Origin of the sequence: Pelistega indica (genome assembly GCF_000506865.1) — a bacterium.
Taxonomy (GTDB): Bacteria; Pseudomonadota; Gammaproteobacteria; order Burkholderiales; family Burkholderiaceae_B; genus Taylorella; species Taylorella indica.
In genome coordinates, this window is record NZ_AYSV01000116.1 from 1 (window position 1) to 11,846 (window position 11,846).

The window sequence follows — 11,846 nt, forward strand, 5'->3', positions numbered from 1 at the left end:
TTCTCCGCCATTTGTAGAATGTGGCAGAAGAAATGCCATGTTGACGGCATAACTCTTGAACAGGGGTGCCTGCCTCGGGCTTGTTTAAGAATGTTGATAATTTGGCTTTCGCTAGTACGTTTACTCATGGTAAAACTCCTTTGAAATAAGTTTACGGTAACGTTCAAAAAAGTTCTACTTTCTTGTTGTCTTAATTTAGGGGATGGTTACAATAACTATTAAGAAAGTAAATAAAACTAGTGAATATGATAATAGTTTTGTTCGTTCAACGTGGTTAATTGATATAAAAGAGAGGACTCAAAATTTAAATCAACATTTAAAAATAAATAGTGAGTTTACTGTTTTAGACCATGGACACGCAAATTATAAATTTAACTCAGATAGTAAGATTTCGTACTATTTTTTATTAAAGGATAGTGTAGGAAAAGTAACTGACTTATGGGCTAAAGAATTAGAAAATTTTGTTAAATTTTATAATATTAAGAAAGGGGATAAGGTAATAATAGATAAGAATCAAAGTTTGAAAAAAGCAAGCAATAAACAAAAAATATCACTATAATATATTATAGTGATATTTGCATTTTGCCATAGATGAGCTGTAGAAGTTCAGACCAAATCTAACACATGCGTTTCAAAAAAGAGAGTTTCCCGTTTGAATAAGAGGGGCGAATTTTTTAAACAAACAAAAAGGAAACTCTTATTCATAGGGTGATTACAGCATCACATTCCCACAAATGTTCATTTCTGTGTGTTGTGAATATGACAGTTGTTGGTAGTGTTTTTATGTAGCTAATCACCATTTTTTCAGTAGCTTCATCTAGGGCTGAAGTAGCCTCATCCAGTACCAAAATAGGAGTGCTTTTCAGTATAGCCCTAGCGATGCAAAGACGTTGTTTTTCTCCGCCTGATAGCATGGAACCATTCTGCCCAATAAACTGATTGATGCCTGCAGCATTTCTTTTAATAATAGAGGATAGCCCTAACTTAGTTAATACCTCAATTATTTGAGAATCTGTAATTGATCTTTGACCAAGACGAATATTATCAGCAAGTGAACCCGTAAATATCATAGGGTTTTGTGGAACATAGGAAATGAGCTTTATGAATTCGTCATAATGGTATTTAGTAATGGATTTTTCTCCTAATTTTATGATGCCTTGTTCTGGGTCATCAAAACGCATAAGTAATTCAAGTAAAGTAGTTTTCCCTGAACCACTTTTTCCCTTTATTTGTATTCGTTGGTTTTTCCAAATATCAAAAGAAACATTATTTAGTACTCGGTTATGACTAATATTGTGGGCGGATAAAGGAAATATTGAATTTGGTAGGTCATATTCAGCTTCATTTTTTAGCATAGGCGCATGTGTTAATTCATCGTATTGAATAAATGCTCCCTTGATTGATGTTAGAGTTAATATTGCATTTGCTAATGTTTCAAAAGGCGCGGATGCCCTGGTGACCAGAATAGCCAATATCAGGATATGAATCTGTGAATTATCTGTAACTAGTAGGTATGCAGAGGTGCTAATAACAGGTAGCAGACTGCTCGTATAAGCAAAAAAAGTAGCGATTGTTGAACCAAGATTTAGTTTACCTAGAACTTTTTCATGATCTCTCCATACCTGTTCAAGTAGCCTTGTTGACGCTGACATACCTACGTAACTTCTTTGTACTTCAATGTTTTCAATAAATGTAATAATCTGTTGAGTTATTTCATGGTCTAAAGTTTCTTGAGATTTTGCGGCTTTTTTTAAGAATTTTTGCCCAAACAATTGCATACCAAAGGCAGATATGAGTGCTATTGTAACTAGAGTAGCAATTTCAGTTCCCCAAAAAATGGCGATACCTAAGGTAATAAAAATAGGTAAAAAAAGGGCATGAATAAAAGTTTGTAATTGATGAGCTGGTAAACTCATAAGAAAGGGAATTTTTTGAGATGTCATACTATTGATTTTTGCCTGAGTTTCAAGACAAAACCAAGATAGTTTAGCTGTTGATAAGGTATGCTCTAGTCCTTGGTATAGGATGCCAGCAACCTTTACTCCTGTTAAATATCCATTTCTAACAACAATAGTAGTGAAAATAATGTACAAAAGAGCCAACATTAATATTTCTAAAGGTGCTTTTTTGTCCATTATGAATAAACATAGAGTGATATAGAAAATGCTTTCAATAAGTGCAACTAATATCCAACCAAGGGATATTTTTGCTAGTAAGCTGTGAATTGATTTGGGTATCAATGCTACAAGATTTTTATTTTTGTGAGCCATTTAGGTATTTCCTAGAGTTATTTGATGATCTGCCATGGCTATTATTGAAGGACTATGGCTTATGATAATAAGCGTTTTATGAGTGGCTTGGATATCCTTACATAATTCGGTCATAATTGCCATAGCCGTTTCTTCATCTAAATTACTGGTTGGTTCGTCTAACAAGATTAATTTTGATTTTGTTAGAAAAACTTTTGATAGTGCCAATCGTTGGAGTTCACCTCCAGAGAGTGATTTTAGTTTGGTGGTTAGAGAACAGAATAACATTGCTTTATTTAAAGCCCATGTAAAATTGTCGTTACTAAAGTTAGGGAAAAAAACTCTAAGATATTCCTCTATTGTTGCTGTAGATGTTTCCGTAGTTTGGATATTTTGCGGAATGTGTAATACCGTAGAATAGAAAAAATCTTCAGAAAGTTGATGTATTGAAATTCCATTCATTTTAATACAACCTGAACTAAGTGGTTGTACGCCTGCAAGTGCTTTTAGGAGAGTTGTTTTTCCCGTTCCACTTGGTGCAGAAATGGTAGTTATTTCGCCAGAGACAAAGGTTTGATTAAAATTTTTGATCAGTGTTTTGTTTTGTACTTGTATACATGCATCCTTTACGGAAAGTATGATTCCTTCTGGCATATTAGAAGGGTATTTTTCCCCCCAACTAATTGTTTCCTCCAGGAGAAGATCATTTAACCGACTGAAGGCTGCTTTTCCTAAACTAACATAGTCTAATCCATGTCCTAATCTGAGTACTGGGATTACAAATGCTAGACTAAAAAATAATGAGCCGAATATGGTTATATAGTCCTCTTTGTAGGTTAGTAAATAGGTGATAGTAAATGTGGCGACGGCTTGTAATAAGGAAGTAGCAATAGCAGATAGTGTTGCCACTTTTTTTACCCAGGTTAGCATTTCCGTTGTAAATTTTTGGCTTTCTTTTTTATATTGTTCAATAAAATTCTTCTCAGAACCATAAATTCTTTGGACTTTAATCCCTTTAAAATAATCATCAACAATAGAAATGATATTTTTGATAACCTGCATTCTCGCCTCTCCATCACGTGCATTTGTGTATGGCACTACTATTAAGTAATAAAGAGATGCAATGAGAGCAGGAGTGAGAATAAATAAGGATTTTAATCCGATAAGGGTTATAAGAAAATAGACAGATGTACTAGGAACGATAATAAAACAAACAAATTCACTGGGAAAATGTGCTATCAAGTAGTGTATGTGATATACATCTGTGGTCAATAGAGATTTTAGTTCTGTATTACCATATCTAGCTAACGTAGTAGAAGGAAGGTGCGCTATGTGCTGTGCTGCATTTAGGCGAATTTTCTGAGCAAAATTCAATTCTGCTGTGTGTGCATAATAGCTAGATAAAGCATATCCGCCTCCTGCAGTGACCCAAGATAGTATACAAAACAATAGGTGTCTTGTATTTTGTGAGTCTACAAATGCTAGTAATTTCCAGAATCCATATAAAGACGATATCCCAGCAAAGGTTGCTAAAAAAATACTAAGACAAAGAGGGAAAAACTGTTGTTTTAAATCTTTTTTTATCTTAGGTGATAAATTTTTAGGTAGTATTAACATGATGATACGTTTATCGGGTGAGGTCAAGTATGATGTCTGAAAGAATACTAGAAAAACAGTTTATATCTTGATGGTGGGGTAATGCAATTAAGTGAGACCAATTATTTGTCGTAGCGAGGCAATGTTTTTTCCAGACATTTTCTGATGGTTTTGGAAAGGCGACAGTAATGGAGTTTCTGTTTCGTAATGTGTTAATGTTAAAACAGTTGAGTTTTCTTTCTATGCATTCTGCAAGATTTAAACAGTGCTTTATTCTTTTTTTCCATGATTCTAAGGAGTACTGTTGAATAGCATACCAAAACATCAATACAGAGTGAGCATTTCGTGAGCCACTAATTGTATGATCTAGTGAATCTATATAGTCAATATGTTTAGAAATAGCGTTTAAAAAGCGTTGACGGGTAAGGACTATTCCACATGGAATAGGCATTCCAATCATTTTATGACCAGATATAGCAATTGAGTCTATACCATCCTTAAAATTAAAAGGATTCGGGTTATCAACGAATGGTAAAATCATTCCACTAAGGGCTGCATCAGCGTGTAGGAAATAATCTTGTCTGGGGATTCCTAGATTTGATAATGCATTTTGTATTAGATTGATGTTATCAATTGCACCCAGCATAGTACTGCCTATATTAGCAAAAATAATAGGCGTTTTATCGTTTTTTTCCTTGATACTTCTTGCTAAAAGATCATAACGAATTTCTCCGTTTGCTGAGGATGGTATTTCTATCAAATTTATTCTGAGAAGGTTGGCTATTTTTAGTTACAGAGTAGTGGGTTTGATCTGAACAATAAAGATTTCCTGTAGGAAATAAGGATCTTGCGATGTAGCATGCGAATAAATTACCTTCTGTTCCGCCGTTTGTGACATATCCCCAACTTTCTTCAATAGGCAACGAAAATAAGTTCGAAAAATAGTAAATGACCTCTCTTTCAAAAGAAAAAGTATTTAGAGCGTAGTTGCTGTCTATACGCCAATCACCACAATTGTTCATTGAAAACTGAAAAAAGACGGAAAAGAGGTGAGTAGTCAAAAGATGCTGATTCTGGATATCCTTTATTGAAGTATTGATTTTCTTTACAGTATTCCCAGAAATTATCCAATAGTTGTACAGTTTTTTTAGATGTTTTCATAACAAAAATAAAAATAATTATCATTACCATTATCATTTATTATATATAATAAAATAGTTTGCTAATAGCGTCAATTTGGGAATAATGTGATGGATAATTTGACTCCAATGCAACAGGCATGCTGGTTTGGGCGAGTTAATCAACTGATGAATGTTGATGGACAAGAAATAGTATCATCCCATCTTTATATCGAATTTCTAGGTAGAAACATAGATGTCATGAAATTAATTCAGTCTATCAAGAGACTGTATTTAATTCATCCTATGATGCGACTTCGTCTGAGTCAAGAAGGAGAAGTAGATTTTATTGATGAAGATAAAATCCCTGCAGTAACTTGTGATGATTTACAGGGTAAACCTGATTTAGCAAATTTATTTATTTTTGAAAAAAGAAAAAGTTGGGAACACCAAGTCTTGAATATTTGGGATGGCGAAGTTATTAAATTTTCAATGACATTACTAGATGAAGGACAGTTTATTTTACATATAGATGCGGATATGGTGGCTTTAGACCCATCGTGTATACCTGATATGTTGGAGGATTTATGTAGATTATATAGAGGAGAAGACTTGGAGGTGATACCCAGCAATCTATTTTTTGATTGTGTTTATGGTAGAAAGCAACGTCATCACAGGGGCTTCTCTTCAGCTCAGAAGTGGTGGGGTGATAAGGTTAGTAAAATTGCACCATGCCCTTTAGAGAAAATCGGTAATTCTGAAGAAAAAAGAAAAGTAAAGAGTGTTAGATTGTATAAATGGTTAACAGAGCAGGAGTACGTTGTTTTAGAAAAGATTGCACGAAGTAATGGTTTTACGCCTAGCGTTCTTACCATGAGTTTGTTTGCTTATGCCCTAAGTGAATATATTGGTGAAAATTATCGGTTGAGTATTCCAGTTTTTAATAGAAGGCCACCAAGGGAAGATAAGGATAGATTCATCGGGGAGTTTGCAAACTTTACTATAGTGAATGTTAATTTAGAAAATATTCACTGTTTGCGAAATTTATGCCAGCATATAGCAGTAGATTTGTATGAGAAGTTAGATTATAGCGATTATGATGGTGTTTTAATCTTACGTGATTTCTCTCGGAAAACAGGAAGAATCGAAACTGCGCCTATAGTGTTTACTTCTGGGTTAGATATAGAAACAGGCAATTTGTATTCAGAGAGAGTCAAAGGGGTATTAGGATCATTGAATTGGACTATTTCTCAGAGTGCTCATGTCGCGTTGGATGCTCAGATAGTAAGAGTCGAAAATAATGTATTGATTAACTGGGATGTTAGAGTAGATATTATTCCTGAATACATTGCCAAGGCAATGTTTGACTCCTTCTTCCAGTATATGCGCTCAGCAATCCAAAACCTTGAGTTTCTTGATGAGGATATCCGTAAATGAGTAAAAAAGAAGTTGTAAGACAATTAACCTCTTTACAAATGAGCTATCTCTTGGGGAGAAAGTCTATACTGCCACTAAGTGGCGTTTCAATGCAAGAGTATAGAGAATATTATGGACGTATAGATAAGTCACGATTACTTAGTAGAATAAAAGACATGGTAGGCTATCACGAATGTTTACGTACCTATATTGATGAGGAAAATTATGAACAATATGTTGTTGATGAGCCGGTACTTAATGTAGATGAAATAGACTTGAGAGAGGGCTTGGGAAACGAAGAGTGTTTTATACAAGATTTTAGGGAAAAATATAGCCATGAGGTTCTGGATCTTGATAAACCATTGTGGAATATTACTTTAATTCAGCGCAGCAATGGGTATACAACGATATTTATAAAGTTTGATGCTTTAATTGTTGATGGAAGGTCTATTTCTATCCTCATTAAAGAATTATTTGAGGACAATTTTTATATCCAAGATGTCGATGAGTCCGAACAAAAAAAATTAAAAAATATAGAACATATCCATCGAGATAAAGCGTATTGGGCAAATAAATTCTCTGATTTGAGATATAGCCCAATAAAATGGAATTTGCCTATTATGGAAATTAAGGAGTCTAGATTCAAAAGAAAGTCCTTATTAATTAATAATAGCATTGAAGAAATTAATAGGTTTTGTAGTAAGAATGGACTATTTGTTAATTCTTTTTTGATTGCTGTAATAATGGAGGTACTGGCAACATGGAAGAATACTGAGTTTATCTGTTGCGCTCTTCCTGTATTACCGTTATATAAAACGAAGTTGTCCAATAACTCTTCTTTCATTGTAGTAAATTGGGAAAAAGAAACAAGCGGCATTACTCTGGAGTCTATAAAAGGATTACAGGTCGAAATTATGGATAGAATGGAGCATCTGCATTTTTCTGGAGTTGAGCTGGGTAGGTATTTAGCGCATAAGAATAATATACAGGTACCGTTACCGATTGTTATTACTAGTGGGCTTTCATGGATCTCGTTATCAAAAGACTGTGGTGTACTACAAATAAGTGGATTAACCCAAACACCTCAAATCATAATGGATATTCGTTTTCAGGCAAAAGAGCCAGAAGGGTGTTTAAATTTTGATGTTGATTTTGTTGAGCAAGCTATCTTTGATGAGGATGTTGTTTGCTTATTAAATCTAATCCAAGAACAATTAAACACTGTAATTACGGCTTCATGATACTAGGAGTGACTATATGGATAGTATGGATATTATAGGGATAGGAATAGGGCCTTTTAATTTGGGACTCTCTGCACTATTAACAGAGCATAAAAGTATATCAAGTCTATTTTTGGATAGAAGGAAAGAGCTCCATTGGCATAAAGGTTTGTTAATCAATAATACTACTTTACAAGTTCCTTTTCTTGCTGACCTGGTAACTATGGCCAATCCAGCTCATAAACTGAGTTATTTGAATTATTTACATCAAAAGAGTAGATTGTACCAGTTCTATTACTATGATAATTTTTTGATTCCAAGGACAGAGTATAATGATTATTGCCGGTGGGCTTTGTCTCACTTGAGTAATTGTAAGTTGCAGCATGATGTATATCATATTGAATATGATAAGTTACAGCAGGGTTTTGTTGTGCACAGTCGATTTTTAGATAGTGCTGTGCAATTTTTAGCCAAAAATTTGTCTATAGGTATAGGAACAAAACCATCATTGACCTCAGTGCATTATAGATCTGAAAGTAACGCATCCACTAGTAAGGCATAGTGCTGATTTTCTGGATATAAGGGAAGATTTAAGGCGCTGCAAAATAATCACTGTTATCGGCTCTGGCCAAAGTGCTGCAGAGTGTGTATTTTCTCTTTTATCGGAGATGGATGATGAATCTATCCAGAAGGGTGCTCGTATCCAGTGGATAACACGTTCGCCTGGTTTTCACCCGATGGAGTTTTCTAAGCTGGGGCAGGAATGTTTCACCCCTGCATATATGGAATATTTTCAATCATTAAACTTGTCTAAGAGAAAAAATAATTTCAAAAACGCAGGGGTATCTGTATAAGGGGATTAGTTTTACGACAATTGCAGATATCTATGATTTGATTTATGAAAAAACAGTTGGAGGAAAAGATTCAGGATTGTTGCTTTGCTCAAATTGTGAACTAAAAACCATAGAGAATATTGATAGTAAACAAGGTAATTTACGGTTGTTGTTTGAACATAGAACATTAGAAAGAGAATTTAGTCTTGATTCTGATGCTGTTATTTTGGCTACTGGTTATAGTCATCAATGGCCGGACTGGTTTGAAAACCTTAAAAAGGATTTATTAGTAACAGATGAAGATAATAATTATATAATTGACACAAACTTCTCATTAAAGTTACGAGATGGAGTCCAAGGGCGTATCTTTATGCAAAACGCCGATATTTTTCAACAAGGTGTTGGGGCTCCTGACTTAGGGATAGGTGCTTATAGGAACGCAATTATTATCAATCAATTGTTATCTCAGAATTATTATCATATTCCAGAAAGAACGTCATTCCAAAATTATGGATTGCCTGTATCATAACTGTTTGCTTTGGACTATTTAGTAAAAAACCTCTGCCGGATAAGACATATTATCAGCAGAGGTTTTATATTTTTCGGGAAAAATATTAGAAATTAATAGTACTAGAGAGTAAGAATGTTCTACCTTGGCCTACAGTTAAAAATCCACTTCCTCCTCCTAAGACTTGGCCTTGTCCCCAATAGGCTTTGTTTGTCACATTATTGACTAAAGCTCTAACGGTAACTTCTTTACCTGCAATTTTGGTTTGATAGCGTGCGCCAACATCAAAAATAGTTTTGCTTGGGAGAGTAATTTTGTTAGTTGTATCAAAGTATTGTTTAGAACTCCAAGTTGCATTAGCCATTAAAGTTAGACCAGGAGCAAATGGAGTATCCCATTCAATCCCTAACTTGGCTTGTTTAGTAGGCATACCAGGAGCTGTATTTCCTTGATTAATTCCGCCTGCCGTTTTAGTTAACTTAGGTTGAATAAACGCCAATCCTCCCATTAAACGCAGATGTTCTATTGGTTCCCCAACAAAAGTCCATTCTAGCCCTCGGTTGCGTTGCTCTCCACCGAAAGAGAAAATATTAGTATTGGGGTCTGTGTAGCTACTTGGTTTTTTAATCTCGAATATACTGATGGTATTTGAGAAGTTAGCAATATCAAACTTTACGCCCGCTTCCATCTGGTTTGTTTTATAGGGAGCAAAAACTTCTCCTGCATTAGCTGCTGTCAGAGGAGCAGAGGCTCCTTGGCTTAAACCTTCCATATAGTTTGCGTATACAGAAACCTGAGGTGTTACCTTATAAAGAATAGCGAATGCAGGAATAGTTGCACTCTCATCATAAACAGTCTTAATCTTCGTCAGAGGGTTGGTTGATTTGTCAATCACTTGTTGATGGCGAAGACCTAGCGTAAACTGTAACTTATCATCAAATAATGAGATGTTATCAACAAATCCAATGCTTTTCAGCGTAAGTCCTCTTTTTAGAATGTGCATGGAAGGTTCAACATAAATTTCATTTCCCCAAACCGGATTATAGAGGTTGGTTTTAATCATCTGACGAGATCTTCCTCCATATTCATTTTGATCATGGTGGTAATAAGTGGTATTTAGGGCGATTTCGTGTCGTGCATTTCCTGTCATGAAATTACCACGAACCCCTACATCAGCAGACGTTTTTTCTACATCAAATCCCAGACCGGCTAATGATGTTGTAAAAGTTCCTGATGAATTATTGATAGTTGCTCCAGCCGCTCCATTATAGTGGTAATCTGACTTACTATGGCCCATTTTTCCATAAATCGATAGTCTGTCATTAAAATTATATTGTGAACTTAATATCACAGCTTTATCCTGCATCCTTACGAAAGACCAATCAGGAGTTAATAGCGTATCAGGATCAGGAGGAGATGGTATACGCTCTAATGTTCCTAGACTAGATATACCTCGATTGACCCCATCCACATGATTTTTGCTGTAGTAACCAGTTAATAACACGCTGCCTTTTTCACCTGTCCAATCCAAAGACAGAGAGGCTAGTTGATTTTTTTGCTTTTGATCCTTAATAGAACCTTCTCCACCTCTGGTTAATCCATTGAATCTAATACCAAATTGCTTTGTATCTCCAAACCTTCTCCCAATATCAGTATGAACCCCAACGTTTGCATTAGACATATAACTTGTAGTTAATTGTGTTAAAGGTTCACTTCCTGCTCGTTTAGGCATTACATTGATAACTCCACCTACAGATCCTTTCGGTGTCATACCATTTAATATTGCAGAAGGTCCTTTTAAGACTTGTATGTTTTCAAATAGTTCCGGTGATGTACGATAAAAAGGGGCCATACCTATAAGCCCATCCACTGTAACATCATTAGGATCCACGTTAAATCCACGTATTGAATAGTTTTCACTCCATGACCCACTGGCTTTATTACTAAAGAAACTAGGATCAGTTTTATCAATAATCTCCGTGATGTCTCTAGCCTGGATATCACTTACATACTTTTCCGTAAAATTTATGACGCTGAAGGGGGTGCTTTTATCATCTTTTTTTCCAAAAAAACCTAATTGATTAACTTTGCTTACTTGCCCTCCTGGATAATAAGCATCGGGAGTATCAGCATAGATAGTATCCAGTGTTGAAACTGAAGGATTCGTATTTTTGTCTTGAGCAAAAGCGCTGCAAGAAAAAAAAGAGGAAATGATTACAGCCAGAATAGGCTTCATTTTGAATGAGATATGATGAGGTATAGGCATATTTACTCCTTATTGGTAATAAAAATGATTATCATTTGTATTATATTTTAAATAATATAAATTTACGAGTCATGTAACCATCCCCTAAATTAAGACAACAAGAAAGTAGAACTTTTTTGAACGTTACCGTAAACTTATTTCAAAGGAGTTTTACCATGAGTAAACGTACTAGCGAAAGCCAAATTATCAACATTCTTAAACAAGCCGAGGCAGGCACCCCTGTTCAAGAGTTATGCCGTCAACATGGCATTTCTTCTGCCACATTCTACAAATGGCGAGAACGTTATGGGGGATGGAAGTCTCTGATGTAAGACGCTTAAAAGAACTCGAAGCGGAGAATCGTCGGCTCAAGCAGATGTATGCCGAGCTCAGTCTTAAATCCATGATGCAGGAAGAAATCATAAAAAAGCTATAAAACCCGTCCAAGAACGCAAGAGTTGGGTTCATGAGTTGCGGGTCAAGTTTACCGCCAGTATTGCCTTGTGTTGCAAGGTGGCTGGCATTAGTCGTACGGCTTTTTATTACGAGAAACGTCTATCAGATGATAGCGAAGTCTCAGCGATACTCACGGAGGTCTCTAATAAGCGACCTTCGTTGGGGATTTGATTAGAAGTGATTTAAATGGAATCGTACATATTGG

General features: G+C 35.3%; 8 protein-coding genes and 3 pseudogenes. 6 read left to right on the forward strand and 5 right to left on the reverse strand.

The window, feature by feature from the left end:
* Positions 1–128: pseudogene (locus tag V757_RS28165) on the reverse strand (transposase); the annotation flags it as partial.
* Positions 129–202: 74 nt separating this feature from the next.
* Between V757_RS28165 and V757_RS25615 the strand changes: the two are divergent.
* Complete coding sequence (locus V757_RS25615; protein WP_023952725.1) at positions 203–559, forward strand: hypothetical protein; 357 nt, start codon at positions 203–205, stop codon at positions 557–559.
* A 142-nt stretch (positions 560–701) separates the two neighbouring features.
* Here V757_RS25615 and V757_RS25620 read toward each other — a convergent pair whose 3' ends face one another.
* Genes V757_RS25620 through V757_RS29440 form a run of 3 tightly spaced genes read right to left on the reverse strand, consistent with a single transcriptional unit; the run spans position 702 to position 4,629 of the window.
* Positions 702–2,270 (reverse strand): ATP-binding cassette domain-containing protein, encoded by a 1,569-nt coding sequence (locus V757_RS25620; RefSeq protein WP_023952727.1) that lies wholly within the window; start codon positions 2,268–2,270, stop codon positions 702–704.
* Positions 2,271–3,866, reverse strand: coding sequence for an ATP-binding cassette domain-containing protein (locus V757_RS25625; protein WP_023952728.1), 1,596 nt, complete (start codon positions 3,864–3,866; stop codon positions 2,271–2,273).
* Positions 3,867–3,876: 10 nt separating this feature from the next.
* The gene (locus tag V757_RS29440) at positions 3,877–4,629 is read right to left on the reverse strand and encodes a histidine decarboxylase (protein ID WP_281170658.1); all 753 of its coding nucleotides are present in this window, start codon (positions 4,627–4,629) and stop codon (positions 3,877–3,879) included.
* Between the two features lie 466 nt (positions 4,630–5,095).
* Here V757_RS29440 and V757_RS25635 point away from each other — a divergent pair, with 466 nt between their 5' ends.
* The 4 genes and pseudogenes from V757_RS25635 (at position 5,096) to V757_RS29685 (ending at position 8,961) form a co-directional block, all read left to right on the forward strand.
* Positions 5,096–6,400: a condensation domain-containing protein gene (locus V757_RS25635; protein WP_023952730.1), complete on the forward strand. Its 1,305-nt coding sequence runs from the start codon at positions 5,096–5,098 to the stop codon at positions 6,398–6,400.
* Positions 6,397–7,620, forward strand: a complete 1,224-nt coding sequence (locus V757_RS25640; protein ID WP_023952732.1) for a condensation domain-containing protein — start codon at positions 6,397–6,399, stop codon at positions 7,618–7,620. Before V757_RS25635 ends, V757_RS25640 begins: the two co-directional genes overlap by 4 nt.
* 16 nt (positions 7,621–7,636) lie before the next feature.
* The gene (locus tag V757_RS29680; protein ID WP_261796559.1) at positions 7,637–8,161 is read left to right on the forward strand and encodes a SidA/IucD/PvdA family monooxygenase; all 525 of its coding nucleotides are present in this window, start codon (positions 7,637–7,639) and stop codon (positions 8,159–8,161) included.
* A gap of 16 nt (positions 8,162–8,177) precedes the next feature.
* Positions 8,178–8,961 (forward strand): annotated as a pseudogene (locus V757_RS29685) (SidA/IucD/PvdA family monooxygenase).
* 85 nt (positions 8,962–9,046) lie between these two features.
* On the opposite strand, the gene V757_RS25650 reads toward V757_RS29685, so the two are convergent.
* A complete protein-coding gene (locus V757_RS25650) occupies positions 9,047–11,206 on the reverse strand; it encodes a TonB-dependent receptor (protein ID WP_023952734.1) in 2,160 nt (719 codons plus the stop codon).
* A 155-nt stretch (positions 11,207–11,361) separates the two neighbouring features.
* Between V757_RS25650 and V757_RS29445 the strand changes: the two are divergent.
* Positions 11,362–11,583, forward strand: a pseudogene (locus V757_RS29445) (transposase); the annotation flags it as partial.
* Positions 11,584–11,846: the final 263 nt, after the last annotated feature.